This window comes from Mesorhizobium sp. KACC 23794 (assembly GCF_052180275.1).
In the GTDB taxonomy this organism is placed as follows: domain Bacteria; phylum Pseudomonadota; class Alphaproteobacteria; order Rhizobiales; family Rhizobiaceae; genus Kumtagia.
This window is the reverse complement of sequence record NZ_CP197465.1, coordinates 4,770,638-4,796,841: the sequence shown is the minus strand read 5'-3', so window position 1 is coordinate 4,796,841 and position 26,204 is coordinate 4,770,638. Positions and strand designations below refer to the sequence as shown.

At 64.3% G+C, this 26,204-nt stretch carries 24 protein-coding genes; 12 read left to right on the top strand and 12 right to left on the bottom strand.

The window, feature by feature from the left end; translation table 11 throughout:
- Positions 1–9 precede the first annotated feature (9 nt).
- Entirely contained in the window at positions 10–2,649 is a 2,640-nt protein-coding gene (gene pepN / locus ACSBOB_RS23555; protein WP_442578489.1) for an aminopeptidase N, read from the bottom strand.
- Between the two features lie 151 nt (positions 2,650–2,800).
- On the opposite strand from pepN, the gene ACSBOB_RS23550 reads away from it, so the two are divergent.
- Together ACSBOB_RS23550 and ACSBOB_RS23545 are read left to right on the top strand one after the other, a co-directional pair.
- On the top strand, positions 2,801–5,107 hold the full coding sequence (locus tag ACSBOB_RS23550) for a xanthine dehydrogenase family protein molybdopterin-binding subunit (protein ID WP_442578488.1): 2,307 nt from the start codon (positions 2,801–2,803) through the stop codon (positions 5,105–5,107).
- Positions 5,020–6,051 carry a DMT family transporter gene (locus tag ACSBOB_RS23545; protein WP_442578487.1) on the top strand — a complete coding sequence of 344 codons (1,032 nt, stop codon included), beginning with the start codon at positions 5,020–5,022 and terminating at the stop codon, positions 6,049–6,051. The genes ACSBOB_RS23550 and ACSBOB_RS23545 overlap by 88 nt, the downstream gene beginning before the upstream one ends.
- Positions 6,052–6,053: 2 nt before the next feature.
- On the opposite strand, the gene ACSBOB_RS23540 is transcribed toward ACSBOB_RS23545, so the two are convergent.
- Positions 6,054–6,872 carry a helix-turn-helix domain-containing protein gene (locus ACSBOB_RS23540; RefSeq protein ID WP_442578486.1) on the bottom strand — a complete coding sequence of 273 codons (819 nt, stop codon included), beginning with the start codon at positions 6,870–6,872 and terminating at the stop codon, positions 6,054–6,056.
- Positions 6,873–6,999: 127 nt separating this feature from the next.
- Between ACSBOB_RS23540 and ACSBOB_RS23535 the strand changes: the two genes are divergently transcribed.
- Entirely contained in the window at positions 7,000–7,401 is a 402-nt protein-coding gene (locus ACSBOB_RS23535; RefSeq protein WP_442578485.1) for a hypothetical protein, read from the top strand.
- Positions 7,402–7,518: 117 nt separating this feature from the next.
- Here ACSBOB_RS23535 and ACSBOB_RS23530 read toward each other — a convergent pair whose 3' ends face one another.
- Positions 7,519–8,412, bottom strand: coding sequence for a uracil-DNA glycosylase family protein (locus ACSBOB_RS23530; RefSeq protein ID WP_442578484.1), 894 nt, complete (start codon positions 8,410–8,412; stop codon positions 7,519–7,521).
- 35 nt (positions 8,413–8,447) lie between these two features.
- The gene (locus ACSBOB_RS23525) at positions 8,448–9,014 is read right to left on the bottom strand and encodes a hypothetical protein (RefSeq protein WP_442583807.1); all 567 of its coding nucleotides are present in this window, start codon (positions 9,012–9,014) and stop codon (positions 8,448–8,450) included.
- 291 nt (positions 9,015–9,305) lie between these two features.
- Between ACSBOB_RS23525 and ACSBOB_RS23520 the strand changes: the two genes are divergently transcribed.
- Positions 9,306–10,985 (top strand): electron transfer flavoprotein-ubiquinone oxidoreductase, encoded by a 1,680-nt coding sequence (locus ACSBOB_RS23520; RefSeq protein ID WP_442578483.1) that lies wholly within the window; start codon positions 9,306–9,308, stop codon positions 10,983–10,985.
- Positions 10,982–11,671, top strand: a complete 690-nt coding sequence (locus ACSBOB_RS23515; RefSeq protein ID WP_442578482.1) for a DUF922 domain-containing protein — start codon at positions 10,982–10,984, stop codon at positions 11,669–11,671. Before ACSBOB_RS23520 ends, ACSBOB_RS23515 begins: the two co-directional genes overlap by 4 nt.
- A 6-nt stretch (positions 11,672–11,677) precedes the next feature.
- On the opposite strand, the gene ACSBOB_RS23510 is transcribed toward ACSBOB_RS23515, so the two are convergent.
- The 4 genes from ACSBOB_RS23510 to ACSBOB_RS23495 form a co-directional block, all read right to left on the bottom strand.
- Positions 11,678–12,658, bottom strand: coding sequence for an endonuclease/exonuclease/phosphatase family protein (locus ACSBOB_RS23510; RefSeq protein ID WP_442578481.1), 981 nt, complete (start codon positions 12,656–12,658; stop codon positions 11,678–11,680).
- Between the two features lie 99 nt (positions 12,659–12,757).
- Positions 12,758–14,260, bottom strand: coding sequence for an AMP nucleosidase (locus ACSBOB_RS23505; protein WP_442578480.1), 1,503 nt, complete (start codon positions 14,258–14,260; stop codon positions 12,758–12,760).
- 96 nt (positions 14,261–14,356) lie between these two features.
- A complete protein-coding gene (locus ACSBOB_RS23500; protein ID WP_442578479.1) occupies positions 14,357–14,551 on the bottom strand; it encodes a hypothetical protein in 195 nt (64 codons plus the stop codon).
- A gap of 276 nt (positions 14,552–14,827) precedes the next feature.
- Positions 14,828–15,172 carry a DUF2147 domain-containing protein gene (locus ACSBOB_RS23495; protein ID WP_442578478.1) on the bottom strand — a complete coding sequence of 115 codons (345 nt, stop codon included), beginning with the start codon at positions 15,170–15,172 and terminating at the stop codon, positions 14,828–14,830.
- Between the two features lie 446 nt (positions 15,173–15,618).
- Between ACSBOB_RS23495 and ACSBOB_RS23490 the strand changes: the two genes are divergently transcribed.
- The 3 genes from ACSBOB_RS23490 to tnpA all read left to right on the top strand — a co-directional run bounded on the left by ACSBOB_RS23490 (position 15,619) and on the right by tnpA (position 17,973).
- Positions 15,619–15,885, top strand: a complete 267-nt coding sequence (locus tag ACSBOB_RS23490; RefSeq protein ID WP_442578477.1) for a sel1 repeat family protein — start codon at positions 15,619–15,621, stop codon at positions 15,883–15,885.
- Positions 15,886–16,161: 276 nt separating this feature from the next.
- The gene (locus tag ACSBOB_RS23485) at positions 16,162–17,280 is read left to right on the top strand and encodes an ABC transporter substrate-binding protein (protein WP_442578476.1); all 1,119 of its coding nucleotides are present in this window, start codon (positions 16,162–16,164) and stop codon (positions 17,278–17,280) included.
- A 264-nt stretch (positions 17,281–17,544) separates the two neighbouring features.
- A complete protein-coding gene (gene tnpA / locus ACSBOB_RS23480) occupies positions 17,545–17,973 on the top strand; it encodes an IS200/IS605 family transposase (RefSeq protein WP_442578475.1) in 429 nt (142 codons plus the stop codon).
- Between the two features lie 135 nt (positions 17,974–18,108).
- On the opposite strand, the gene ACSBOB_RS23475 is transcribed toward tnpA, so the two are convergent.
- Complete coding sequence (locus ACSBOB_RS23475) at positions 18,109–20,190, bottom strand: acetyl/propionyl/methylcrotonyl-CoA carboxylase subunit alpha (protein WP_442578474.1); 2,082 nt, start codon at positions 20,188–20,190, stop codon at positions 18,109–18,111.
- A 252-nt stretch (positions 20,191–20,442) separates the two neighbouring features.
- Between ACSBOB_RS23475 and ACSBOB_RS23470 the strand changes: the two genes are divergently transcribed.
- From ACSBOB_RS23470 to arsC, 4 genes are all read left to right on the top strand, one after another.
- Positions 20,443–20,796: an ArsR/SmtB family transcription factor gene (locus ACSBOB_RS23470; protein WP_442578473.1), complete on the top strand. Its 354-nt coding sequence runs from the start codon at positions 20,443–20,445 to the stop codon at positions 20,794–20,796.
- A gap of 111 nt (positions 20,797–20,907) precedes the next feature.
- Positions 20,908–21,435 (top strand): arsenate reductase ArsC, encoded by a 528-nt coding sequence (locus ACSBOB_RS23465; protein WP_442578472.1) that lies wholly within the window; start codon positions 20,908–20,910, stop codon positions 21,433–21,435.
- Positions 21,435–22,115, top strand: coding sequence for an MIP/aquaporin family protein (locus ACSBOB_RS23460; protein WP_442578471.1), 681 nt, complete (start codon positions 21,435–21,437; stop codon positions 22,113–22,115). Before ACSBOB_RS23465 ends, ACSBOB_RS23460 begins: the two co-directional genes overlap by 1 nt.
- Positions 22,112–22,525 (top strand): arsenate reductase (glutaredoxin), encoded by a 414-nt coding sequence (arsC, locus tag ACSBOB_RS23455; RefSeq protein ID WP_442578470.1) that lies wholly within the window; start codon positions 22,112–22,114, stop codon positions 22,523–22,525. The genes ACSBOB_RS23460 and arsC overlap by 4 nt, the downstream gene beginning before the upstream one ends.
- A 107-nt stretch (positions 22,526–22,632) precedes the next feature.
- Here the strand turns inward: arsC and ACSBOB_RS23450 are convergent, their stop codons facing one another.
- From ACSBOB_RS23450 to ACSBOB_RS23440, 3 genes are all read right to left on the bottom strand, one after another.
- Positions 22,633–23,397 (bottom strand): VOC family protein, encoded by a 765-nt coding sequence (locus tag ACSBOB_RS23450; protein WP_442578469.1) that lies wholly within the window; start codon positions 23,395–23,397, stop codon positions 22,633–22,635.
- A gap of 415 nt (positions 23,398–23,812) precedes the next feature.
- Positions 23,813–25,498: a flotillin domain-containing protein gene (locus ACSBOB_RS23445; RefSeq protein ID WP_442578468.1), complete on the bottom strand. Its 1,686-nt coding sequence runs from the start codon at positions 25,496–25,498 to the stop codon at positions 23,813–23,815.
- Positions 25,499–25,598: 100 nt separating this feature from the next.
- Positions 25,599–26,204, bottom strand: coding sequence for an OB-fold-containig protein (locus ACSBOB_RS23440; RefSeq protein WP_442578467.1), 606 nt, complete (start codon positions 26,202–26,204; stop codon positions 25,599–25,601).

Genomic DNA, 26,204 nt, shown 5'->3' with positions numbered 1-26,204 from the left:
CCGGCCCTGCTACGCCAGCGTCCGCTCAATGATGTCGCTCAAGTCCGCCGAGAGCCCCTTGGTGGAAGCGATGGAAACCAGCGCCTTGCGCGCCAGTTCCTGCCGCTTCGGCTCCAATGAGCGCCATGAGCGCAGGCCGGTGGCCAGCCGCGCTGCGACCTGCGGGTTACGCTTCTCGATGCCGAGTATGGTGTCGGCAAACAGCACATAGCCCGCGCCGTCGGCGCGATGGAAGCCGGTCTGGTTGCCGCTGAAGAAAGTGCCGAACAGCGAGCGCAGCCGGTTGGGATTGGCGAGCGAGAACGACGGGTGCGCGGCAAGCCGTTTAACCGCATCGACGGTGCCGGCGCCCGGCGCCGCAGCCTGGATCGCGAACCATTTGTCCATGACCAACGCGTCCTTGCCGTAGGTTTTTTCGAATGCGGACAGCGCTTCGATAGCCTGGGCCGCAGCCTGGTGGCGATGGGTAAGCCCCGTCAAGGCGGCGGCGCGGTCGGTCATGTTGGTGGCCGACGCGAAGTGCCTTGACGCCAGGTCGACGCCGCCCGGCAGCGCCGACAGATAGTCGAGCAGCAAATTGCGCAAGGCGCGCCGCCCCGCGCTGGCTGCGTCGGGACTGAACGGGCCGCCGTCCTTGAGGTTTGCATAGATGCCGGCGAACAGGTCGCGGTTGGCCTCCGCGATGAAACGGATCAGTGCTTCCCGCGCCGCGAAGATGGCATCAGGATCGATATTGCCGCCGATCTCGCGCGCAATGTCGGCTTCGCCGGGCGGTGTCAGCGCCAAGGCGCGGAAAGCTTCCTCCAGGCCTTTGTCCTCGGCCACCGCGCCGGCCAGTTCGGCGATTGCGGGTGAAAAATCCGGCTCGCGGTCATCGAGGATGCGCCGCGAGGCCGCCATTAAAGCCTCGGTCATCACCGTGTTGAAGGCCTGCCAGCGTGAGAAGGCATCGCTGTCGTGGCGGGCAAGGAAGAACTGGTCTTCCGCCCGCTGCTCCACCGAGAGCGTCACCGGTGCTGAGAAGCCCCGGTTGAGCGATACTGCCGGACGCTCCCTGACGCCTGAGAAGCGAACCGAATGCCGGCGCTTGCGAAGGTGGATGACGCCGCCCTCGACGCTTGCCCCCTCGGCTTCGGCATAGGCGAGATCTCGCCCGTCCGATCCGACCAGCCCGAACTGCACCGGGATGTGCATCAGCCGCTTGCGGCTCTCCGATGGCGTCGGGGGCACCGACTGCTCGATCTGCAGCGTGAAGGTTTCCGCCTCCGCGTCGTGCTCGGCGGTGACAGTCAGGTTCGGCGTGCCGGCCTGATGATACCAGAGCGCGAACTGGCTGAGGTCGCGGCCGGACGTATCCTCGAACGCCTTCAAAAAATCCTCGATCGTCGCGGCCTCGCCGTCATGCCGTTCGAAATAGAGATCCATGCCCTTCCGGAAATCATCCGCGCCGAGGATGGTGCGGAGCATGCGGACGACTTCCGAACCCTTCTCGTAGACGGTCGCCGTGTAGAAATTGTTGATCTCGCGGTAGCGGCGCGGCCGCACCGGATGCGCCAGTGGCCCCTGGTCCTCGGGGAACTGGTGGGCCCGCAGCGTCCGCACCTCGGCGATGCGTTTGACCGCACGCGAGCGCTGGTCGGCCGAGAATTCGTGATCGCGGAAAACGGTCAGCCCTTCCTTAAGGCAAAGCTGGAACCAGTCGCGGCAAGTGATTCTGTTTCCGGTCCAATTGTGGAAATATTCGTGGGCGATGATCGCCTCGATGTTGGCGAAATCCGTGTCGCTCGCGGTGTCCTCGTCGGCCAGCACGTATTTGTCGTTGAAGATGTTGAGGCCTTTGTTCTCCATCGCGCCCATGTTGAAATCCGATACGGCGACGATGTTGAACACGTCGAGATCGTATTCCCGGCCGAACGCCTCCTCGTCCCACTTCATCGAACGCTTCAGCGCATCCATTGCATAGGCGGCGAGCGGCTCCTTGCCGTGCTCCACATAGATGCCGAGGTCTACCGCGCGGCCGGACGCGGTCGTGAAGCTGTCGGAAACGACGCCGAGATCGCCGGCGACCAGCGCGAACAGGTAGGAAGGCTTTGGGAACGGATCGTGCCAGACTGCGAAATGCCGCCCGTCGGCGAGATCGCCCTTTTCGACGGGATTGCCGTTGGACAGAAGCAACGGCACCTCGGCGCGATCGGCCTGGATGCGGACCGTATAGACCGACAGCACGTCCGGCCGGTCGAGGAAATAGGTGATGCGCCGAAACCCTTCCGCCTCGCATTGCGTGCAATAGACACCATTCGATCGGTAGAGGCCCATCAGCGCGGTGTTCTTCGACGGCGCGATATCGGTCTCCAGCGTCAGCGTGAAGTCCGCAGGCGGATTGTGCAGCACGAGCTTGTCCGGCGTCGCCGAATAGTCATCCTGCGACAGCGGCTTCCCGTCGAGGCGGATGCCGCGCAATTGCAGCCCGTCGCCGTCGAGCACCAGAGGGGCATTTCGTGCACCGGGATCGCGGCGGCGGATCGTCAGCGTAGCGGTAACAAGCGTACTGTCTGGAGACAGGATGAAGGAAAGGTCAGTCTGCGGGATCAGGTAATCGCTCGGCCGATAGTCCTCGAGCCGGAAGACCTGACCGGTGTCTGTGCGCATACGAAAACCTTCCTGGGTTGCGGCCGGGCGGCCAGCGGGACTGGCCCAACAAATCCGGGGTGCTGCTCTTTACACGAAACAGCCCCTCGACAAAACTGGCGAAGCGCTTATCTCCAAGCCTGCCTTCCCGCCACAGTTTTCCGGAGCAGCCATGACCGTCTTCACACCCAAGTTCGGGATGGGAGCGCCCGTAAAGCGGTTGGAGGACCAGTCCTTCATCACCGGCAAGGGCCGCTACACCGACGATATCTCGCCGCCCGGCGTGCTGCACGGCTTCGTCCTGCGCTCGCCCGTGGCAAAAGGAAGTTTCCGCATCGCCTCCACCGAAGCGGCGCGCGCCGCGCCCGGCGTCCATCTGGTGCTGACCGGCGAAGACACCGCAAAACTCGGTGCGCTGAAGTCGATGGTGATGCAGACGCAGCCGGATGGAAAACGCGCGCCGACGCGAGACATACCGATTCTCTGCCGGGATCGCGTCAACCATGTCGGCGATGCGATCGCCTTCGTCGTCGCCGACAGCCGGGCGCTGGCGCAGGACGCAGCCGAACTGATCGAGGTCGAGTACGATGCCGAGGAGGCGGCCGGAAAGACCTCGACCGCGCTCGACCCTGAGACCCCGCTGGTCTGGCCGGAACTCGGCACCAACCGTGCCTTCCTCTACGAGATAGGCAATCGCGCCGCCACCGACGCGGCTTTTGGTCAGGCGACGCGTACGGCAAAGGTTTCCTTCGTCAACAACCGCCTGGTCGTCAACTACATGGAGGCCCGCGCCGCGATCGGCGAAGTCGACGAGACCGGTCGGCTGGTGCTGACCAGCGGCTCGCAGGGCGTGCACTCGATACAGTACATCCTCGCCGAACAGGTGTTCGGCATCGACAAGTCGAAGATAAGGGTGATCACCCCCGATGTCGGTGGCGGCTTCGGTCCCAAAACTTTCGTCTACCGCGAATACGCACTGGTGCTGGAAGCCGCGCGTCGGCTGGGCAAACCGGTTAAATGGACCGGCGACCGCGGCGAACATTTCCTGACCGACGCGCAGGGACGCGACAATGCCGTCGATGCCGAAATGGCGATGGACGAGAACGGCCGGTTCCTCGGCCTTCGTGTCAGCTTCCTGGCCAATCTTGGCGCCTATTGCTCGCAATATGGGCCGATCATTCCATACATCGGCGCGTCCATGTCGACCGGTGTCTACGACATTCCCGCGCTCGATGTGTCCATCAGCGGCGTCTACACGAACACGGCGCCGGTCGATGCCTATCGCGGTGCCGGCCGGCCCGAAGCCGCGTTCCTGCTGGAAAAGCTCGTCGATGTCTGCGCCCGCAAAGTCGGGCTGTCGCGTGAAGAAATCCGGCGGCGCAATTTCATTCGGCCAGAGCAGTTCCCGTACCGCACGGCCACCGGCAGACTCTACGATGTCGGCGAGTTCGACGGCCACATGGCGCTCGCCATGGAGCGGGCCGACTGGGCGGGGTTCGAAACGCGGCTCGAAGCCTCGCGCGCCAAGGGCCTCATCCGCGGCATCGGCATGGCGACTTATATCGAGGCCTGTGCTTTCGAAGGCTCCGAGCCGGCCTATGTCGACCTCAATCCCGACGGCACGGTGACGCTGCGCATCGGCACCCAGTCGAACGGGCAAGGCCATGCCACCGCCTACGCACAGATCGCCGCGGAAAAGCTGGGGTTGGATGTGGAGAAGGTGATTGTCCACCAGGGCGACACGGACCGGTTGGCCAAGGGCGGCGGCACCGGCGGCTCGCGCTCCATCCCGCTTGGCGGCGTCTCGGCATCGCGCGCCGGCGAGGATCTTGCCGTGAAATTGCGAAAACTGGCGGCGGACGAGCTGGAAGCATCGGCCGACGACATCGAACTGGTCAGCGGCGAGGCACGCATTGTCGGCACCGACCGCGCCATCGACTTCCCGGCGCTGGCCAAGGCGGCGAAGAAGCCGGAGGACATCAGCGGTTTCGGCGAGTTCGTCCAGGACGAGTGCACCTATCCGAACGGCACCCATATCTGCGAGGTCGAGATCGACCCGGCGACCGGCCGCACCGAACTCACCGACTATGTCGTGGTCGACGATTTCGGCGTGACGGTGAACCCTATCCTGCTGGCGGGGCAGGTGCACGGCGGCATCGTCCAGGGCATCGGCCAGGCGCTGACCGAGGACACGGTCTACGGCGACGACGGCCAGTTGCTGACCGCGAGTTTCATGGACTACGCCATGCCGCGCGCCGACGACGTGCCCTTCATCCGCTTCGAGACGCGCAATGTGCCGTCGACCACAAACGCCATGGGGATAAAGGGGGCGGGCGAGGCCGGCACGATCGGTTCGACGCCGGCGACGCTGAACGCCGTGACCGACGCGCTGTGGCGCGCCTATGGCATCGGCCATATCGAGATGCCGACGACCCCGTCGCGCATCTGGGCGGCGATTCAGGCGGCTACGGCACGGTGATACGGTCGGGCAATTCCCAACCCGACAGTCCACTCACCGGCATAGCGTTGAAGATTGGATCGGTCGCCATCTTCGTGGCGATGACGACCATGGTGAAGGCGGCGGCGCCTGTGCCGGCGGGGCAGGCGGTGTTCTTCCGCTCGTTCTTTGCCATCGTGCCGATCGTCATCTATTTCGCCTGGCGGAGCGACCTCAAGGGCGCGCTCTATACGTCCCGGCCGCTCGGCCACGTGATGCGCGGACTGGTCGGCGTTACTTCGATGTCGCTGCTGTTCTTCGGGCTGGCGCGTCTGCCGCTGCCGGAATCCATCACCATCAACTACGCACAACCGCTGCTCGTGGTCGTCTTCAGTGCGCTGATCCTGGGCGAGACGATCCGGGTTTATCGGTGGAGCGCGGTCATCGTCGGTCTGATCGGCGTCTTCATCATCTCGTGGCCCAAGCTGACGCTTTTCAATGAGGCGTCGGCCTTCGGCGGGGATGAGGCGCTCGGCGCGATCGCCACGCTCGGCGCCGCCGCCGCCTCAGCCATGGCGATGGTGCTGGTGCGCAGCCTCGTGCACACCGAAAAGACATCGACCATCGTCATCTGGTTCTCGCTGTCTGCGTCGCTGCTTTCGCTGCTGTCCATCCCGTTCGGCTGGCAGCCGCTGACGGCGAGCCAGGCAGCATTGCTCGTCGGCGCCGGCATTTGCGGCGGCATCGCGCAGTTGCTGATGACGGAGGCCTACCGCTATGCGGAGGCGTCGGTGGTCGCGCCGTTCGAATACACGTCGATGGTCCTGGCGATCGTCGTTGGCTATCTGCTGTTCAACGACATTCCCACGCCGCATATGCTGGTCGGCGGTGTGATCGTCATCGGCGCCGGCGTCTTCATCATCCTGCGCGAGCATCGGCTTGGCATCCAGCGCGCCGCCGCGAAGGAAGCAACGCCGCCCGAATAGAGTCAGCTTGCCGCGGCCTCGCGCTGGGCCGCCATGTCGCGCATCGCCTGAGCGGTGGCGCGGTCGGTGGGAAAGAAGGATTCGATGGCGAGTTCCGACAGCGTCACGTCGAGCGGCGTGCCGAATACCGTGATGGTCGAGATGAAGGACAACTCGGCGTTGTCCATCCGCAGGCGCAGGGGCACCGCGATTGGCGAATAGTCGTGTCGACGGGCAGGCGGCCCCTGCCGTTTCGGCACCGGATAGCTGCGCAGTTCCCGTTCGAGTTCGACGGTCACCGGATCGGCGACTGCCTGGTTCAGCCGCCGCAGCCGCTCGACGACGTGGTCCCGCCATTCCGCAAAATTGACGATGAGCGGCGCCACGCCTTTCGGATGCAGGCTGAGCCTGAGGGCGTTCATCGGCGGGGCGAGCAAGGCCGGATCGGTTACCCCAGCGAGAAAGGGCGCCAGCGCCGCATTTGCGCGGATAAGGTTCCAGTGGCGATCGACGGCGAAAGCCGGGTTAGGCTCATGCGCCTTCAGCACGGTCTCGACCGCGGCGAGTGCAGGCGCCATCGCCGGTTCGTCCAGACTGTTCTCGACAAAGCCCGGCGCAAAACCCGCCGCGAGCAGCAGGCGGTTGGCCTCGCGCAGAGGCAGGCCGAGTCGCTCGGCAAGAAGCAGCACCATCTCGCGCGATGGTTTTGCCCGGCCGCTTTCGACGAAGCTCAGATGCCGCTGCGAAATCTCGGCCTCCATGGCGAGGTCGAGCTGGCTCATGCGGCGGCGGGCGCGCCATTCGCGGATGATCGGGCCGGGTGAGGCGAGGGCGGTGTTCATGGCGAGGGAGGATAGGCAAACGGCAAAGCCAAATCCATTACCTCCGGCGTAATCGCCACGACCAACAACAGCCTCCATTCTTCGGTCATCCCGGCAGCCAGCCGGTCAGACCGAAAAGGATGACGCCATGACCATCGCCAACACTCCCTTCCTGCGCAACGCGCTTCTCGCCGACGCAGCCTTCTCAGGCGCCGGCGCCCTGCTGATGGCGGGCGGCGCCGCGCTGCTTTCGCCGCTGCTCGGCCTGCCGCAGCCGCTGCTGCTCTGGGCGGGTGTCGTGCTTGTCCCCTGGACGATCCTGGTGGCCGCCCTCTCGCGCCGGCCGTCGATCAGCCGGCTCATGCTCGTCGACGTCATCGGTATCAACATAGTGTGGGCGGTGGTGAGCATTGGCCTGCTGTTCACGGGCGCCGTGTCGCCCACCATGCTGGGTTATGCCTCCGTGATTGCCCAGGCTGCAGCGGTCGGGCTGTTCGCGGAACTGCAGGTCATCGGCATGCGTCGCGCCGTAATCGCCGCTGCCTGGTGATCGCTATGGATTGCGAACGGGCGCTTGCGCAACGTCCGTTCGCAGCCGGGCGCCGAACGCCAGTGCAACACGCTCACCACTCCTGCGGGTTCAAGGCCGCTTTGCTGAATCGATTTCTCAGGAAAGGGACGCAAGCCGCGCCTGCACTTCGAGAAAATCGCGCCAGGCGAGCCGCTTGTGAGCAGGAGTGCGCAGCAGGTAGGCAGGGTGCAGCGTCGGCATGGTCGGGATATGGACGCCGCCGGCGGTGATATGCTCCCGCCATTTGCCGCGCATTTTTGTGATGCCCTCTTGGGTCCTCAGCAGCGCCTTTGTCGAAGGGTTACCGAGCGTCATCAGCACCTTTGGCGCGGCCAACTCGATCTGCCGCTCGATAAAGGGCCGGCAGATTTCCGTCTCCATCGGCGAAGGGTCGCGATTGCCCGGCGGCCGCCACGGAATGACGTTGGCGATATAGGCGGATGTCCGGTCGCGGCCGATCGCCGCCAGAATGCGGTCGAGCAATTGTCCCGAGCGCCCGACGAAGGGCAAGCCCTCAATGTCCTCGTCGCGGCCCGGCGCCTCGCCGACCAGCATCAGGTCGGCTCCAGGATTGCCGTCGGCAAAAACCATGTTCTTGGCGGTGGCCTTCAGATTGCAGCCTTCGAAGGCCAGCATGATCTGCCGCAACTCTTCCAGCGACGTCGCCGAACGCGCCAGTTCCCGGGCCAGCGCCGCCTGTGCGCCGTCCGGGACTGCAGCGGCCTGTGGGCGGGCGGCGACGACGGGCTGTGCAGCCGGCAGGAAGGATTTTCGAGGTGCGTGGCTTTCTCCGGAGCCGCCCGCGGCCTCTTCGCGCCTCTGCGCCGGTCCGGACGAAGGCGCGGATGCGGCCTGCCTGGTCCTTGCCTGCGCGCTCTCCGCGAACCGATCCGCGGGTTCGTCGAGCAGGCACTCGTCGACGCCCGCCTCCGCATAGAAAGCGAGCAGTTCGCGCAGTCCGGCGCTATGTTCGTTGCTGGAAACGGCCATGCCGGACCATGCTGCGCGTGGCCGGCGAATGCAAGTCAGCTGGAAGGAATGCGCGGATCCTGCACCAGGTAGAATTTGGGCCTCGGCGTGAAATCCGTGATCAGGAAGGAGAACCCGCCGGATTGGCCTGGATCGATTTTGCCTCTTCGAAACAGCAGCTTGTCATAGGGTTCGAAGTCGCGGCTGAACTCCTCGAACGTATCCGACGATATATTGTCCTGGCTGGCGCTGCGCTGGTCGAAGGACAATCCGTCGCCGAACACGCTCGCCTTGCCCAGCAGTTCCTGAAGCTCGAACTCGAACTCGATCCAGCCCTGGCCGCTGCCGTTTTGCGCGGCGATGCGCAGGTAGAGAGCGCCGTCGTTATAAGAAATGCCGGGATCGAAAGTCCGGACCGGCCATTTGGCGCGGATCACCAGCGTCACCGGCGAAGACGAGTTCAAGGTTTCCCGGAGTACGACCGGGCTCTCTTTCGTGCCGTTTCCGGAGACGGCATCGATGGTGAAGCCGCCCAACTCGTCGGAGAAAGAATAGGCGCCGGCAAACCACTCGACCGGTTTGTCATCTTGCGCCCAGGCGGTTGGGATTGGTGCCCAGAGCATCGTTGCCGCCACAAATGGCAGGCTGATCCACAGTCGCGACACCAGAAATCGAAGGAGATCTGCAATCGGCATGTCGCGAATATGACGGATAATCGGCTTGGCGAACATCGCCTTTCCAGCGATATTCGTGCTGAAATGCGAGCGGCCAACCGCCTTTCAGACTGGCTGGATTGCCAGGCGTCACTTTGCCGCCTTGCGTTTTTGCCGAGGCGGTTTCCCACCGTCGAGGGATGCGCTATGCAGCCTTGACCAGCAATCGCCCGCGTGGGGCGTAGCCAGTTCGGAGGGCGGATGAGCGAGATCGAACGCGAGAGCATGGAGTTTGATGTCGTCATCGTCGGCGCGGGGCCGGCGGGGCTCGCTGCTGCGATCCGTCTCAAGCAGCTCAATCCCGAACTTTCCGTGGTCGTGCTCGAAAAGGGCGGCGAGGTCGGCGCGCACATCCTGTCCGGCGCGGTCGTCGACCCGATCGGCATCGACCGCCTGCTGCCCGACTGGCGCTCCGAAGCCGACCATCCGTTCAAGACTCCGGTGACCGCCGACCATTTCCTGGTGCTCGGGCCGGCCGGTTCGGTGCGGCTGCCGAATTTCATGATGCCGCCGCTGATGAACAATCACGGCAACTACATCGTCTCGCTGGGCAACGTCTGCAAATGGCTGGCCGGCCATGCCGAGGCGCTGGGCGTCGAGATCTATCCGGGCTTCGCCGCCGTCGACGTCATCTACGACGACAACGGCGCAGCGAAAGGCGTCGTCACAGGCGACATGGGGGTCGAGCGCGACGGCTCGCACGGCCCCGGATTTGCTCCGGGAATGGCGCTGCTCGGCAAATATGTTCTGATCGGCGAGGGCGCGCGCGGTTCGCTTGCAAAGCAACTGATCGCAAAATTCGGCCTCTCCCAAGGCCGCGAACCGGGCAAATACGGCATTGGTTTGAAAGAACTCTGGCAGGTGAAGCCGGAGAACCACAAGCTCGGCCTCGTCCAGCACTCCTTCGGCTGGCCGCTCGACCTGAAGACCGGCGGCGGGTCGTTCCTCTATCATCTGGAGGACAACCAGGTGGCGGTCGGCTTTGTGCTCCACCTCAACTATAAGAACCCGTATCTCTCGCCGTTCGAGGAGTTCCAGCGCTTCAAGACCCATCCGGCGATCCGCGGCACCTTCGAGGGCGCAAAACGCATCGGCTATGGCGCGCGCGCCATCACGGAAGGTGGCTGGCAGTCGGTGCCGAAGCTCAGCTTCCCCGGCGGCGTGCTGATGGGCTGCTCCGCCGGCTTCGTCAACGTGCCGCGCATCAAGGGTTCTCACAACGCCGTGCTGTCCGGCATGCTGGCCGCGGACCACGTGGCGGCCGCCATCGCCGACGGCAGGGCCAATGATGAGCTGTCATCCTATGAGGAAGCCTGGCGCGCCACCGATATCGGCAAGGATCTGAAGAAGGTCCGCAACGTCAAGCCGCTGTGGTCGCGCTTCGGCACGCTGCTCGGCATCGGTCTCGGCGGTCTGGACATGTGGCTGAACACGCTGTTCGGGGCCTCGCCCTTTGGCACGCTGAAGCATGGCAAGGCAGACTACGCCTCGCTTGATCCTGCCTCGAAGCACAAGAAGATCGACTACCCCAAGCCCGACGGGATTCTCACCTTCGACCGCCTCTCTTCAGTTTTCCTCTCCAACACCAACCATGAAGAGGATCAGCCGGTCCACCTGCAGGTCAAGGACCCGCAATTGCAGGTCAGGTCGGAGCACGACGTGTTCGCCGGCCCGTCGACGCGCTACTGCCCGGCGGGCGTCTACGAATGGGTGGATGCCGACGGCAACGCCGCCGCCGATCCCAGCGCCAAGGATGTACGTTTCGTCATCAACGCGCAGAACTGCGTCCACTGCAAGACCTGCGACATCAAGGATCCGAACCAGAACATCAACTGGGTGCCGCCGCAGGGCGGCGAGGGGCCAGTCTATACGAGCATGTGACCGCGCGGATTTCGCGGCGCGACGATTTGCTGTTTACCCGCTGGAAGCCGGTCGTTACGCATAGTGACGGCGTGACCTTCCGGGAGAATGTCGTGCGGTCGTTCGGATTTTTCTTGTTTCTCGCCGCCAGCCTGACGGCGATCGAGGCGCATGCCGGCGTCAAGTCGGTCGTCAATGTCGAGACCTATACCGTCGCGGGCGACAGTGGGGACGCGCTCATGGCGGCGATGGACCGCAACGGTCCACGCCATGGTTTTCTGACCCGCGCCATTGCGCAGACCCGCTACTCCGTCGACTGGGACAGGACCTGGCTGGTTTCCAACGGCCGTTGCCGGCTGATGAAGGCCGATGTCACGCTGAAGGTGAACTACCGATATCCCGCGCTTGCCGGCAATGCTGCGCCCGAACTCAAGGCGCGCTGGGGCCGGTTCGTGGCCGGCGTGCGCAAGCATGAGGAGACGCATGGTCGGTTGGCCCGCCGCATGGTGCAGGAGGCCTATGACGCCGCGTTTCGTGTCGTCGTGGACAATGACCGCTTCTGCAACAAGGCAAAGGACCGGGCGAAACGTATCGTCCGCGATATCTATGTCGACTTCGAGGCCCAGCAGGAGCGGTTCGATGCGCTGGAGCACCAGCCCGGTGGCCCCGTCGAGAAGCTGGTGAGCAGGCTGACCAGCCGAAAATAGCCCCGTCTAGTAGGCCGGCCGAAGCGCCGCCGCAGCAAGGTCGGTCTTGAGGACTTTGGTCCCCGCCTTCGGTTTCAGCGAGAATTCCACCATCACGGGCAAATGATCCGATCCGACGGGATCGAGCGTGCGGATCGAGTGGACCTCGACATCACCCTTGGCGAACACATTGTCGATCGGCAGCCCGGCGAAAAACAGGGACGTCGGCAGTCCGAGCGGCAGCCATGTCGCGCCGGGCGACGGCATCAGGGTCAGTTCGCCGGCTTTGGCGACACGAGCCGGCGACCGGCTCCACGGCACGGCGTTGAGATCACCCGCCAGGATCGCGGTTTCGCCGATGCGCTGGAAATAGGGCGTCAACCCGCCGATGTCCCAATATTGCGGGTAGGGCCACGGCCAGCCTAGATGCAGCGCCGCGATATCGGCGCTGACGCCGCCGAAATTGATCGTCGCCAGCGCGAAGGCTCCCCGCCCGTCGCAATTCGGCGACGTGCCGTCGGCGAAAGGCCGTCGCGACAGGATTGCCACGCCGAACAGGCCGTTCGGGTACGGACACTGGATGCGATAGGGATAGGCGGCTTGCACAAGCGCGAGCTTCTCGGCCCACAGATCGGACATTTCCTCGAGGGTGATCACATCCGGCTTGACGCGTCCGATCATCGACAGGACGCGTTCCGGCGTTGCGTTGTTGTAGCGAAGATTGAGCTGGACCAGCCGGTAGACCGGCTGCTCGGGATCGACGGGACGCAGCGGTCCGTATTTCATGCCCAGGCCAGTGACCGGCACGGTGCCGGATGTGGTCGCGAAGGCGAGGATCGCCGCAAGGACAAACACTGCGCCGATCTTGAGGAACCGCGTGGAAAACAGCGGCAGCGCAGCTACGCCCATCAGCACGGCAAGATGGGCGCGGAAATGTGCGAAGGAATCCAGCGCCGGATGGACCGATCCAAAAAAGCCCGCGGCAAGCACCGCCGCAAGCAGGATCATGCAGGCAGTCGAGAGCAGAACCAGCCAGTTTCGGAGCGAAAGGCCGACCATGGGCAGAGAACTAACCGAAGCGGAGAGGCGACGGAAGACCGGCTCCCGTCATTGAAACGGCGTTTCCAGGAAGCTGCGCAGTTTTCGCGAGTGCAGCCGGTCGAGCGGCATCTCCGCCAGTTTCTCCAAGGCGCGGATGCCGATCGTCAGGTGCTGCGACACCTGCCTTTTGTAGAATTCGCTCGCCATGCCCGGCAGCTTCAACTCGCCATGCAGCGGCTTGTCGGAGACGCACAGCAGCGTGCCGTAGGGAACGCGGAAGCGAAACCCGTTGGCGGCGATCGTCGCCGATTCCATGTCGAGCGCGATGGCGCGCGACTGCGACAGCCGCTGCACCGGCCCGCGCTGCTCGCGCAGTTCCCAGTTGCGGTTGTCGATGGTGGCGACCGTGCCGGTGCGCATGATGCGTTTCAGGTCGTAGCCGTCGAGGCCGGTCACCTCGGCCACGGCATCCTGCAATGCCACCTGGACTTCCGCCAGCGCCGGGATCGGCACCCAGACGGGAAGGTCTGCGTCGAGCACATGATCCTCGCGCACATAGGCGTGCGCCAGCACATAGTCGCCCAGCGCCTGCGTGTTGCGCAGCCCTGCGCAGTGGCCGAGCATCAGCCAGGCATGGGGCCTCAGCACAGCGACGTGATCGGTGATCGTCTTGGCGTTGGACGGGCCGACACCGATATTGACCATCGTGATGCCGCCGTGCCCCGGCTTGGTCAGATGATAGGCCGGCATCTGCGGGGTGCGCGGCGGCGTCGAACCGGTGGTCGGCCCGCTATGGCCGGCGGGCGTGATCAGATTTCCGGGCTCGACAAAACTTGTATAGCCCCCGCCGCCTTCCGCCATCAGGTCGCGGGCATAGACGCAGAACTCGTCGATGTAGAACTGGTAGTTGGTGAACAGCACGAAGTTCTGGAAATGATCCGGCGTCGTTGCCGTGTAGTGCGGCAGACGATGCAGCGAATAGTCGATGCGCTGCGCGGTGAACGGCGCCAGCGGCCGCGGCTCGCCGGGAACCGCCTCGTAGGTGCCGTTGGCGATCAGGTCGTCGGTACCGTCGAGGTCGGGAACGTCGAAGAAGTCGCGGATCGGGCGCTTCAGCTTCTCGGCCACCGAGCCGTCGACATGCGTGCCCTCGATGAAGGCGAAATGCAGGGGGATCGGCGTGTCGGATTCCGACACCACCACCGGCACGCCGTGGTTCTTCATGATCAACTGCAACTGCTCGATCAGGTAGGTCTCGAACAGGTCCGGCCTTGTGATCGTCGTGGTGAACTGGCCAGGCGCCGGCATGTGGCCGTAGGCCTGGCGGGTGTCGACCTGCGAGTAGGACACCGTGGTGACGCCGACCTCCGGATAGTAGGCGCGGTAGCGGCTGGTGAGGTCGCCTTCGCGGGTGATCGCCGAGAAGGCGGAACGCAGGAAATCGGTGTTGCGGGCATAGAGCCCCTTGAGCGCCTGCACCGCCTCTCCGGCATCCGAGAAGGTTTTGCGCACAAACGGCTCGGGCGAGACGATTTTCTGGGTCGGTTCAGGATAGATTCGCTTTTCCATGACCCATTATAGGGAGCCGATGTGACATGCGGGAGGGGGAGGCGTTGTGTGTTTCTAGAGATTAGCCAATCAGGACCAATTCGCGAAGGCGACCTGTCAACGCCTCTGCAAGCTGACCAGAATCACGAAACCCGCGCCCTTCTTCTTCAACGTCGGGGCCTCTATCACCGAACCGCTGTCGCTGCCGAAAGCCGGCATCGCAAGGACCGGGACAGCCAGCACCGCGCTGAACAGAGCGGCGCGCAGAACCAGCGAAACGATCTTGAGCGGCTTGGAAGAGGGGCGAGACATGGTCTTTGCTTTCGGCTTTGGCGTATTCGTTCGATGCCCTCGAAAATGCACTGCCGGCGCTGAACCCATCATGAGGTTCACGTTCATTTTAGGTTCAGCTTATTTTAGGCGTGTGTCGCTGCGGCGGCGCCGTGTATCGGCACTCGCGACAGAGAGCGAATAGCGAATAGGGAGTAGCGAATAGGGTTTGCGCTATCGGTGCGCATCGCGATACGCGTGCTATTCGCTATTCGCTATTCGCTATTCGCTATTCGCTATTCGCTATTCGCTATTCACTTACAGCTTCGTCCACGTCTGGCTGCGGCAGATCAATCCGCCAAGCACGCAGCCCTTCATCTTCAGCGAACCGCCGGAAAGTGTCCCGCTGCCGGAATAGGTCTTGTCCTTGGCTGGATCGGTGATCGAGCCGGAATAAGCGCCGCCGCCTTCGGCACTCATCTTGCCGATCCCCTTGCCCTTGTATTTGCCGGTCTTCAGCGTGATGCAGAAGCCGCCGCCGCAATCGCTGATCGCCGCGGTTTCGCCGCTCTGTGTTCGCCAATTGCCCTCTATGGGGTCCGCATAGGCGGCGCCGATTCCAAGCATCATGGCCGCGGCCGTCATCGTCATCCTGCGAAGCATAGGGTCCTCCCTTTGGTGTTCGGTTCGACGTTCGGCATCTTACGCAAACGTAAGCTAGACGAAGACGTGTCGCGCGAAAAGCCGGTGACGCTGCGGCAGCCCCGTTGAATTTGTCGACCGGCCTGGACCGCTGGGATCGACGAAAACCTGAAGCCCTGACAGCGAATTCGACACGCATCGCCGCGCACGACCCGAATTCGTGGTGAAGGAAGGGTTGAATTCGCCAGCGTAAATTTTCGGAAAATTTTCGCGATAAACCGGGCTCCCCAAGGCTTGCGATCCTTAATGAATTCCGAGGTTTACCACTTGTTTTTGTTTTGTTTGCCGCCGGTTAAGGACGCCGCTTAACGCCGGTTTCAAGCCTTCCCGGCATTCTTCGAAGCATCGGAAGAGCGAACCGGACGGGACAGCCGGGGCTCTCGGGAAAAGGGACAGGGACAAGTCAGATGGCACGGTTTGAAATCTTCGACGCGGACTTCGGAACGGCAGGCACCACGGCGCAGGCCGACATTCTTTGCGAACTCGGGCTGATGTATGCTTCGGGCCGTGATTGCGAGGTCGACATCGTCGCCGCGCACAAATGGTTCAATATCGCCGCGATCAAGGGCTCCGACCGTGCCGCGGTGCTGCGCTCCGAACTGTCGGCCGCGATGTCGAAACTGGAGATCGCCCAGGCGCTGCGCCAAGCGCGCGAATGGATGACCATGCACTGAAACGATACTAACCTTGGCGAGGGATGCGCGCTCCAACGCGCTCGCGAAAAAAAGGCCGAAGACGGCAATAGCCGCGCGGCCGGCGACAGGCAGGCAGGACGACAGAAAACGCCGTGGCGGCCCGAAAGAGGCCGGCGCGGCGTTTCGCGTTCGTCGCGACCATGGACCATGCGCCGGATGATGCTGGCCCTGCCGCGCCGGCACTGCTAAATGGCATTCGGGACTTACGAAACGATCCGCCGGCCAGCAGAGCCTGCGGCAAAGGAGGAAAATATCATGAGATTGACACGACTTCTGAGCGCGGCAGCCCTCGGCATCGTGCTGGGCACGCCGGCTTTCGCCGACGACCTCAACATTGCCGTCGCCGGCCCGATGACCGGCCAGCTCGCCACCATCGGCGATCAGTTCAAGCAGGGCGCGCAGGCGGCGGCCGACGCGATCAACGCGGCCGGCGGCGTCGGCGGACGGCAGATCAAGCTTTCGATCGAGGACGACCAGTGCGATCCCAAGCAGGCGGTTTCGGTTGCCAACCGGATCGTCGCCAACGGCATCATGTTCGTCGACGGCCATGCCTGCTCGGGTTCGAGCATTCCTGCCTCCGCCGTCTATGCCGAAGCCGGCGTGCTGATGATGAGCCCTGCCTCCTCCAATCCCGTCATGACCGACGACGCGGCGGCCAAGGGCTGGAACACCATCATGCGGCTCTACACCCGCGACGACGCGCAGGGCGCCTTCATCGGCCCGTGGATCGCCGAGAAGTACAAGGGCAAGAACGTCGTCGTCCTGCATGACAAGAGCGCCTACGGCCAGGGCGTCGCCGACGCCGTCAAGGCGACCATGAATGCCGGCGGGCTCAAGGAAGTGCTCTACGAAGGCATCAATGCCGGGGAGAAGGACTACGCCGCGCTGGTCACAAAACTCAAGGATCTCAAGGCCGACGTTGTTTATTTCGGCGGTTATCACCCCGAGGCCGGCCTGATCCTGCGCCAGTCGGCCGAGCAGAATCTGAAGTTCCAGCTGATCATGCCGGACTCGATCGCCTCGCCGGAATTCTGGCAGGTTGCCGGTCCGGCCGGCGAGGGCACTATGTTCGTGTTCCCGTCCGACCCGCAGGCCAAGCCTGAAGCCAAGGCGGCGATCGAGAAGATCAAGGCCGGCGGTTTCGTTCCGGAAGGCTTTACGCTGTTCTCCTACGCGGTGATCCAGGCGATCGCTCAAGGCGTCGAACGGGCGGGCAGCGACGATCCGGCGAAGGTTGCCGAGGCGCTGAAGAACGGCCAGCCGATCAATACGGTCATCGGCGAGGTGACCTTCGACGAGAAGGGCGACCTGAAGAACGCCAGCTACGACATCAACCAGTGGCACGACGGCAAATACGCACCGATCCAGCCGTAAGCTTTTGCAATCATTCGATTTTAGCGGCCGGGTTCATCCCGGCCGCTTTCGTTGTGGGCCGTGCTCGAAACCGCCGTGAAGTCCCGAATATTGTTTTAAAACAGCAGGTTGAACGGAACGCCACGGCGAAAAGCCGCGATGCGCTTCATTCCGGGCCGAAAAAGCGGCCTTCGGCGTTACTTTTTAGAGTCCCCGATAGGGGATCAGGAAACCCCACGCCTTTAGGCGGCTGGGATTGAGTCGCATCCTGTGTAGATTGGCTTTATGGAAGCGTACAAGCGTGGCAGCCACACAGCTTGGGACTGTAAGTATCATCTGGTGTGGGTGACGAAGTACCGCTACGCGGTGCTTGGCGGTGATGTCGGCAACCGCTGCCGAGAATTGCTACGGGAGACTGCGCGAGCGCACGAGATGGTCATTCACGCCGGGTCGATCAACCGTGACCATGTGCATATGCTGTTTTCGATCCCGCCGCGCCTGTCTGTATCGCGCGCCGTGCAGCACCTGAAAGGGCGCAGTTCGCACAAGTTGCTGAGTGAGTTCGGGATATTGCGCAAGCGCTACTGGGGTCAGCATCTGTGGGCGCGGGGCTATTGGGTGACGACGAGCGGCAACGTCACGGACGAGATGTGGATGGAGTACATTAAGAACCAGATGCCACCCGAGCCCGATGACGAGTTCAACGTGACGTGAGTGAATGCCGCGTCCGCCGACGGCGGACCGATCCGGCTTTGAGCCGTAACCCGAAGCCACCGCCTCTTAGGCGGTGGAGCATTCACGCTGGTTGCGTTGTCGGCGGGCGCTTTTGCGTTGCCTTTGCGTGAGCGCCTACGCCGTCTCGACGAAGCGCACCAGCACTGTCCCGTCGGTGACCTGCGAACCCTCGGACGCGATTTCGGCGATCTCGCCGTCATGGGTGGCGGCGATGGTATGCTCCATCTTCATGGCTTCGAGGATCAGCAGCGGCTGGCCTTTCTTGACGACGTCGCCGCGCCCGGCCCGGACGAGTTTCACCAGCCCAGGCATCGGCGCCCGCATCGACCCTGCGGCTTCAGTCTCGTCGGCGCGGTCGAGTGGATCGGGAACCGCGAAGTCGTAGCCGACCGCGCCGTTGAAGATGGTGATGTGGCCGGGCCATTTTGCCAACCTTCTCTCCCCCCTTGAGGGGGAGACGTCGGCGAAGCCGACAGAGGGGGGCGCTGCGGCAGTATGCGACTCGTCGTTACCGCGTTGCAAGGCTTGAAGACTGGCGTTGGAGCCGGCCGCAGCGACCCCTCCCCCGGCCTTCGGCCGGACCCTCCCCTCAACGGGGAGGGGGGCGGTGGCCTCGACTGAGACCTTCGCGATGCCACCCTCGACAGTGACAGCCGTCAAAATGTCCTGATCGCCAAACCGCAGCTTCATTCGCTGCGCGACCGGGTGGAAATGTGCGTAGCCGGCGAGCGCCGACCACGGGTCGTTCGAAGGCACGCGCCGGTCGAGGCCGGAGGCGGCGAGCACCGCGGCGGCGACGATCTCCGGATCGGGCGCGGGCAGGGCGGTCAAGGAATCCTGCTTGCGGCCGATGAGGCCGGTGTCGACATCGCCCGCGGCGAAGTCCGCATCCCCGGCAAGCGCGGCAAGGAAGGCGAGGTTGGTGACGGAGCCGGCGACTTCGGTCGTTTCCAGCGTGTCGACCAGCAGCGCCAGCGCCGACGCGCGGTCGGGGCCATGCGCCACCAGTTTGGCGATCATCGGGTCGTAATAGGGCGAGATCGCGTCGCCGGCGCGCACGCCGGTCTCGACGCGGACATTCCCCCCGGGCGGGGCCGCCGGGAATTTGAGGTGATGCAAGGTGCCGGTGGCCGGCAAAAAACCTTTTGCAGCATCCTCGGCGTAAAGCCGCGCCTCGAAGGCATGGCCATTCAGCCGGATTTCTTCCTGGGACTTCGGCAGTTGTTCGCCGGCGGCAACGCGGAGTTGCCATTCGACAAGGTCGACGCCGGTGACCATCTCGGTGACCGGATGCTCGACCTGCAGGCGGGTGTTCATCTCCATGAACCAGAAGCGGTCTGCTTTCAGCCCTTTGGAAGAATCGACGATGAACTCGATCGTGCCGGCGCCGGAATATCTGATCGCCTTCGCCGCCTTCACCGCCGCGTCGGTCATGGCGGCGCGCAACTCCGGCGTCATGCCGGGGGCAGGGGCCTCCTCGATCACCTTCTGGTGGCGGCGCTGGGCCGAGCAGTCGCGCTCGAAAAGATGCACGGCGTTGCCAAGATTGTCGCCGAAAACCTGCACCTCGATATGGCGCGGCTTGTCGACATATTTCTCGATCAGCACATGGTCGTCGCCGAAGGCGGACTTTGCCTCGCGCTTGGCGCCTGCCAGGGCGTCGGCGAAATCGTCTGGCCGGTCGACGCGGCGCATGCCCTTGCCGCCGCCGCCTGCCCGCGCCTTGATCAGCACGGGATAGCCGATCTCGCGTGCCTTGGTGGCGAGCAGGACCAGCGCCTGGGTGTCGCCGTGATAGCCGGGCACGACGGGAACACCGGCCTTTTCCATAAGCGCCTTGGCGGCGTCCTTCAGGCCCATGGCGCGGATCGAGGCCGCCGACGGGCCGATGAAGACGAGGCCGGCGGCGGTGACCTTATCGACGAAATCCGGGTTTTCGGAGAGGAAGCCATAGCCCGGATGGATTGCCTCCGCCCCGGTCGCAAGTGCGGCCTCGATGATCTTTTCGGCCCGCAAGTAACTTTCCGAAACGGGGGAGGGGCCGATATGCACCGCCTCGTCGGCCATGGCGACATGCAGCGCCTTCGCGTCGGCGTCGGAATAGACGGCAACGGTCTTCACGCCCATGCGCCGCGCGGTGCGCATCACGCGGCACGCGATCTCGCCGCGATTGGCGATCAGGATTTTCCGGAACATCGATCCTCCCGATGTGGACGCGCGGGGACGATCATCTTGTTTTCCGCGCCGGCCTCCCGGAGTCGATGCCCTTTCGGGGCAGGAAAGTAAACTGGCAGATTTCCTTCCGCATCGGCAACTAGGCGGTTCGATTGCCGATCCTCAGCGGGCCACGCCATTGTTGGGTTCGATCGGCATATGCCCCACTTTGCCGTTGCCGGGACCGGTTATGTCAGGTATCTATCATTTCAATAATTTTAGGATTATCAAAATATGGACGAGCGGCAGGCCCTTTTCTCCTTCAGCGCGTTGTCGCAGCAGACACGCCTGCGTATCCTGCGTCTTCTCGTGGTCGCGGGGCCGGACGGCATGGCCGCAGGCGCGATTGCCGGCAAAGTCGAGGTATCCGCCTCCAACGTCAGTTTTCATATGAAGGAGCTTGAACGCGCAGGGCTTGTCAGCGCCCGCCGGGACAGCCGCTCGATCGTCTACAATGCAGAGTACGATGCGCTCACCCGGCTGATCCGTTTCCTGATGGAAGATTGCTGCTCGGGCCGGCCGGAAATCTGTGCTCCTGCCGTCACCGCCCCTTGCTGTCGGCAGGAAAACGGGGGTTGCGTCCAATGAGCGCCGAGCGGATCACTGCGCCCAGTGCGGATATCAACACGGCGTCGCGAGCGGTTCCGCCATATATGTCTTCGGCAATACCGCCCTCCTGTCCAACCAAGGGTGACTGCAATGCCCGATAGCGTCTTCAACGTCCTGTTTCTTTGCACGGGCAATTCCGCCCGCTCGATTCTGGCAGAGTCGATCCTGCGCAAAGACGGCGCCGGACGCTTCCGATCGTTCTCGGCGGGGAGCCAGCCCAAGGGGGAGGTGAACCCGTTCGCTTTGAAGGTACTCTCGGCCATGGACTACCCGACCGATGGGTTCCGGTCGAAGTCATGGGGCGAATTTGCCGCCTCGGGGGCGCCGGTGATGGATTTCGTGTTCACTGTGTGCGACGGCGCCGCAGGCGAGGCTTGTCCCGTTTGGCCGGGGCAGCCGATCACCGCGCATTGGGGTATAGAGGATCCGGCGGCGGTCGAAGGAACCGACATTGAAAAGGAGCGTGCTTTCAGCCTCGCGGCCCGCTATATGCGAACCCGTATCGGCGCATTGCTGTCGCTCCCGCTGGCATCCATAGATCGTATGGCGCTCGGCGCGAAGCTGCGCGGCATAGGCCAGATGGAAGGTACTACAGCCGCAGTCTTCAAGGCCTGCTGATGTCGGCTTTCGATCTCCCACGCCGGCTGGTCGCGGAAGGACTAGGGACAGGCTTTCTCGTCGCAGCCGTGGTCGGTTCCGGAATCATGGCCGATCGCCTCACGGACGACATCGCGCTCGCCTTGCTCTGCAACGCGGTCGCGACCGGCGCGGCTTTGGTCGTGCTCGTCACGGTCTTCGCTCCGATCTCCGGCGCCCATTTCAACCCCGCCGTTTCATTGGTCTTCGCCATCCGGCGCGAGCTTTCGAGGCGCGATCTCGCTGCCTATGTCGCGATGCAGGTGGCTGGCGGCATTTTCGGCACGATCGCCACGCATCTGATGTTCGGCCTGCCGATCCTTGAAACGTCCGCCACCATGCGCTCGGGCGCACCGCAATGGTTTGCCGAAGCCGTCGCGACGTTCGGACTGGTTGCTGTTATCCTTGGCGGTCTCCGCTTCGACCGAACGACGGTGCCGTTGATGGTCGGACTCTACATCACCGCCGCTTACTGGTTCACGGCGTCGACATCCTTCGCCAATCCGGCGGTTACGATCGCCCGTTCGATGACGGACAGCTTTTCCGGTATCCGGCCGATCGACGCTCCGGCCTTCATCATCGCGCAGCTTGTTGGGGCCGCCGGCGCGCTGCTGCTGATGGGGTGGCTGCTGCGGGAAAAACGCGAAGAGGCGACGACATGAGCGTGACGATCTACCATAACCCGGATTGCGGCACGTCCCGCAACACGCTGGCGATGATCCGTGCGAGCGGCGAGGAGCCGGTCGTCATCGAGTACCTGAAAACACCGCCCGGCCGGGAACGCCTGAAAGAGCTGATCGCCGCCATGCGGATCACGCCGCGCGACCTGCTGCGGGAGAAGGGGACGCCCTTTGCGGACCTCGGCCTCGCCGATCCCAAATGGAGCGACGAGGAACTGATCGGCTTCATGCTGGCGCACCCCATCCTCATCAACCGGCCGGTGGTCGAGACACCAAAGGGCACGCGCCTGTGCCGGCCTTCGGAGGAAGTGCTGGGATTGCTGGACAACCCGGTTTCGACTTTCACCAAGGAGGATGGCGAGGTCGTGACTTTTCCCGAGCGTAGCGCGTGATGCCGGGGAGACGGGAGGTTGCTCCGCCGGCTGCCCGCGTTCGCTGACGGCGAAAGCAGGAAGCCGGCGGTGCGCGGCCCGTCCGCCCGGTTCGAATCGGTGGCCTCCTACCGGGCCATTGCCGTCAGCGAGAACACCGCGCCCTGCGGGTCCATGCAGGGGGCGATCCACGCGCCGCCGGGCACCTGCATCGGGTCCATGAGCACCTTGCCGCCATTGGCCTTCACCCGCTCGACCGCGCCGTCGAGGCGGTCGACGGTGAAATAGAACTGCCAGAGTGGCACCGGGACGTTATCGGGTTTGTTCATCATGCCGCCGGTCTGCTGACCGTCGACGGAGAAGAGCTGGTAGGTGCCCATCGGCCCCATGTCCATGGCCTGGTCGGCGGTCCAGCCGAACTCGGTGGTGTAGAAGTCGAGCGCGGCCTTCCAGTCGGTCGTGTAGAGTTCGCGCCAGCCGATGGCGCCAGGCGTGCTTGCGGGCATTGGCTCCTGGTCGGGGCCTTGCGGCGTCATCAGCATGAAGGTGGCACCCTGAGGATCGGCGACCACGGAGAAGCGACCGATCTCGGGAATGTCGGCGGGCTCGCGATAGACTTTTCCACCCGCCCCAAGCACGCTGGCGGTCGCGGCGTCGGTGTCCTTGGTATGGATGTAGCCGAGCCACATGGGCGGCGTGCCCATCGCCCTGGCCTCGTCCGGGATCGCCATGACGCCGCCGACGCCGGTCTCGCCGACCTTCATGATGATGTAGGGCATTTGCGGATCGCCCCAGTTCTCGGAATTCCAGCCGATGACGGCCTTGTAGAAAGTCACCGCCGCGGCGACATCGGTGGTCATCAGTTCGTACCAGAAGAATCTGCTTGCGGGCATGGCTTGCTCCTTCCCCGGATAGTTTTGGCACGGCCGTGTGGCCGCAGACGCGGAGAATGCGCCGGGGACGTGACAGAGGAAAGGCGGAGCGGCTTGAATCCGCAAGGCTCCTGACAGCAGGCGACGGCCCGAAATCGGTTTGCGTGGACGTCGACACTGCGTCAGGTCGGCGTTCCAAGGCGAACCGCAGGGGACAGTTTACTTTTTTCGGCCCGCGCAAGCCCCGAAGCGGCAGCACCCTTCTGCCGAAAGAAAGTAAACTGTCCCCGGCGCTTGCACCGGTCCGGCCGCGAATGCCGCGAACCAATTTCGGGTTCAGGGCGGCCGGGATAAAACTCCCCCGGCACTTGCACCCAATGAAAAAAAACGCCGCCCGCGTGAGCGGACGGCGCTTGTCGGCGGATAGGCCCTGGCGTCAATCGTCCTTGGCCAGCCGGTGCGACAGTGTCTCGGAGAGCGTTTCCGAGAGCGATTTTGCGGGCGCAGGCGGAGAGGCGGCGGAGACGATGTCCTTCAGCGAGCCGCCGGCGCCGGCGATGCCGGCGGACGCCAGCAGGGCGTCGACCAGCGGCTTGTTGCCGGTGAAGCGCAGCAACTGGTCGGCGAGGTCGCTCGGGCCGGACGAACGGCCTTCGCCGTCGCCGCCGGAACGGCCGGCGGAGAAGCCCGCCGTGTCGAAGACGCGGATGCTCTCGATGCGACCGGCAGGCTCCATCAGCGCCTTGAAGGCTTCCGGCAACATGCGGATGCGCGCCTGCGTCAGCTCGAACTCGATGAGCCGCTCCGACAGCATGTTGTTGGCCTCGTTGCGGGCGCGGATGGTGGCCGCCTGCGCCTCGCCCTCGACCTGGATGCCCTCGGCGCGCACCTTCATGGCTTCCGCCTGGGCGCGCGCCTCGACCAGCACGGCTTCGGCCCGGTCCTCGGCGGCGGAGCGCTCGGCGGTGGCGCCGACCGTGATGGTGACGGCCTCCGATTCCGCCTGCTCCTGCGCCTGCAGCACCGCGATCTGCCGGCTGCGCTCGGCGATCTCGCGTTCGCGCGCCGTCTGCACCTTTTCCTCGGCTGCGACGGTGAGCGCCTGGGCCTCGCGCGCCTTGGCCTCGGCCCGCGACGTCTCCTCGCTCTTCAAGGCGATGGCGACCGCCTTGTCCTGGCGGCTGAGCTCGACGTCGCGCTCGGAGTTGATGCGCGCCTCCTCCTTCGCCTTGTTGGCGGCGGCGGCGCGCTCGGCGATGGAGCGCTCGCGGTCGATCTGGGCGCTCTGCTCGGCGAGTTTTGCATCCTCCTCGGCCTTGGCCTTTTCCGAGCGGGTGACCGCCTCCTTGTTGGCGACGTCGCGCTGCTGGTCGAGGCGAGCCTCCTCCTCCTGGCGCTTCAACGCGAATTTCTGGCGGGCGGCGGTGAGATCCTGCTCGGCGATGGCGACTTCGGTCTGCCGGGTGATGTCGTTGCGCTCCTTGCGGCGCTGCTCGGTGATGGTGGTGAGTTTGGCCAGGCCGACCGCGTCGAAGGCGTTGGTCTCGTTGAAGAACTCCTTCGGCGTCTGGTCGAGGCCGGTGAGGCTCACCGATTCCAGCTCGAGGCCGTTAGAGCGCAGGTCGGTCTCGACCGCCTCCTGCACGGCTTTCACGAAGTCGGAGCGGCTCTCATGCAGTTGGTCGAGCGTGTTGCGGGCCGCCACGGAGCGCAGCGCGTCGACCAGCTTGGCCTCGACGAGGTCCTGGATGGCCTTCGGATCGTTGACCCGGTCGCCCAGCGTCTGCGCCGCCAGCCCGATGCCGTCGTCGGTGATGTCGACGCGCACGTAGAACTCGGCGCGGATGTCGACGCGCATGCGGTCGGCGGTGATGAAGGCGTCCTCGCGGCGGCGGTCGACGACCAGCTTGACCGTGTTGAGTTTGACCCGCGCCAGGGCGTGTACGATCGGCAGGATGACCGCGCCGCCGTCCTTCACCACTTTTCGCCCGCCGACGCCGGTACGCACGAAGGCTTCGTCGCGCTCGGCGCGGTGGTAGAGCCTGCCGAAGGTGAAGCCGATGGCCGCGAACACGACCACCACGATGCCCGCCCAGGTCAGAAACTGGATGATACCGTCCACAGTGTCACTCCTTCTTCCTTGCCCAAGATTTTTTGGTCCGAGACGTGCTTGAAATGCAGGGGCCGTTGCCAGTCGCCCCGCGCATTCCGGGCTTGACCGTTCAGCTCTCGGCGCCGAACGGCATAACCAGGAAGACCCGGCCCGGGGCGTCGCCGCCCGAGACCACCACGACTTCCGCGCCTTTCTCGATGACGGTGCCGGCGTCCGCCGGCCGCGCCCGGATGGTGTGCAGGTCGCCATGGGTATCGCGCACCCGGACATTTCCGGGATGCCCGTCGTCGAGCGGGCCGAGTGTGACCACGCCCGTGCGGCCGACAAGGTCGCCGCGGCTGACCGCGTAGCTCTCGTCCTGCGGGATGAGCCGCGCAATGCCGTTGCCGAGCACCTTGGTGACGCCGATGGCGGCGGGCGCGGCGGCGAATGCGTAGGCCCAGTCCGGGATAAGCGGCAGCGTGTCGGACAGCAGGATGCCGACCGCCCCGAAGGTGACGAGCAGCAGCATGCCGATGATGGAGATCGGCACGCGGCCCAGATTGAGCCAGTCGAAGAGTTCGCCGATGCTGGTGCCGTCGAGGAGATCGGCGATCGAATCCCCGAACGACAGGCTGCCCGCGAAAAACACGACGATCTGGAACACGCCCAGCAGCAGCCCCGCCAGCAGCGGGTAGAAGTACAGAGCAGGCGCGTCGGCGAAACCCTGCAGCAT

Excerpts from the sequence above, each read along its gene's own strand:
- pepN (WP_442578489.1), bottom strand. The coding sequence starts at position 2,649 with ATGCGCACAGACACCGGTCAGGTCTTCCGGCTCGAGGACTATCGGCCG.
- ACSBOB_RS23550 (WP_442578488.1), top strand. The coding sequence starts at position 2,801 with ATGACCGTCTTCACACCCAAGTTCGGGATGGGAGCGCCCGTAAAGCGG.
- ACSBOB_RS23540 (WP_442578486.1), bottom strand. The coding sequence starts at position 6,872 with ATGAACACCGCCCTCGCCTCACCCGGCCCGATCATCCGCGAATGGCGC.
- ACSBOB_RS23535 (WP_442578485.1), top strand. The coding sequence starts at position 7,000 with ATGACCATCGCCAACACTCCCTTCCTGCGCAACGCGCTTCTCGCCGAC.
- ACSBOB_RS23530 (WP_442578484.1), bottom strand. The coding sequence starts at position 8,412 with ATGGCCGTTTCCAGCAACGAACATAGCGCCGGACTGCGCGAACTGCTC.
- ACSBOB_RS23525 (WP_442583807.1), bottom strand. The coding sequence starts at position 9,014 with ATGCTCTGGGCACCAATCCCAACCGCCTGGGCGCAAGATGACAAACCG.
- ACSBOB_RS23520 (WP_442578483.1), top strand. The coding sequence starts at position 9,306 with ATGAGCGAGATCGAACGCGAGAGCATGGAGTTTGATGTCGTCATCGTC.
- ACSBOB_RS23510 (WP_442578481.1), bottom strand. The coding sequence starts at position 12,658 with ATGATCCTGCTTGCGGCGGTGCTTGCCGCGGGCTTTTTTGGATCGGTC.
- ACSBOB_RS23505 (WP_442578480.1), bottom strand. The coding sequence starts at position 14,260 with ATGGAAAAGCGAATCTATCCTGAACCGACCCAGAAAATCGTCTCGCCC.
- ACSBOB_RS23500 (WP_442578479.1), bottom strand. The coding sequence starts at position 14,551 with ATGTCTCGCCCCTCTTCCAAGCCGCTCAAGATCGTTTCGCTGGTTCTG.
- ACSBOB_RS23495 (WP_442578478.1), bottom strand. The coding sequence starts at position 15,172 with ATGCTTCGCAGGATGACGATGACGGCCGCGGCCATGATGCTTGGAATC.
- ACSBOB_RS23490 (WP_442578477.1), top strand. The coding sequence starts at position 15,619 with ATGGCACGGTTTGAAATCTTCGACGCGGACTTCGGAACGGCAGGCACC.
- ACSBOB_RS23485 (WP_442578476.1), top strand. The coding sequence starts at position 16,162 with ATGAGATTGACACGACTTCTGAGCGCGGCAGCCCTCGGCATCGTGCTG.
- tnpA (WP_442578475.1), top strand. The coding sequence starts at position 17,545 with ATGGAAGCGTACAAGCGTGGCAGCCACACAGCTTGGGACTGTAAGTAT.
- ACSBOB_RS23475 (WP_442578474.1), bottom strand. The coding sequence starts at position 20,190 with ATGTTCCGGAAAATCCTGATCGCCAATCGCGGCGAGATCGCGTGCCGC.
- ACSBOB_RS23470 (WP_442578473.1), top strand. The coding sequence starts at position 20,443 with ATGGACGAGCGGCAGGCCCTTTTCTCCTTCAGCGCGTTGTCGCAGCAG.
- ACSBOB_RS23465 (WP_442578472.1), top strand. The coding sequence starts at position 20,908 with ATGCCCGATAGCGTCTTCAACGTCCTGTTTCTTTGCACGGGCAATTCC.
- ACSBOB_RS23460 (WP_442578471.1), top strand. The coding sequence starts at position 21,435 with ATGTCGGCTTTCGATCTCCCACGCCGGCTGGTCGCGGAAGGACTAGGG.
- arsC (WP_442578470.1), top strand. The coding sequence starts at position 22,112 with ATGAGCGTGACGATCTACCATAACCCGGATTGCGGCACGTCCCGCAAC.
- ACSBOB_RS23450 (WP_442578469.1), bottom strand. The coding sequence starts at position 23,397 with ATGCCCGCAAGCAGATTCTTCTGGTACGAACTGATGACCACCGATGTC.
- ACSBOB_RS23440 (WP_442578467.1), bottom strand. The coding sequence starts at position 26,204 with ATGCTGCAGGGTTTCGCCGACGCGCCTGCTCTGTACTTCTACCCGCTG.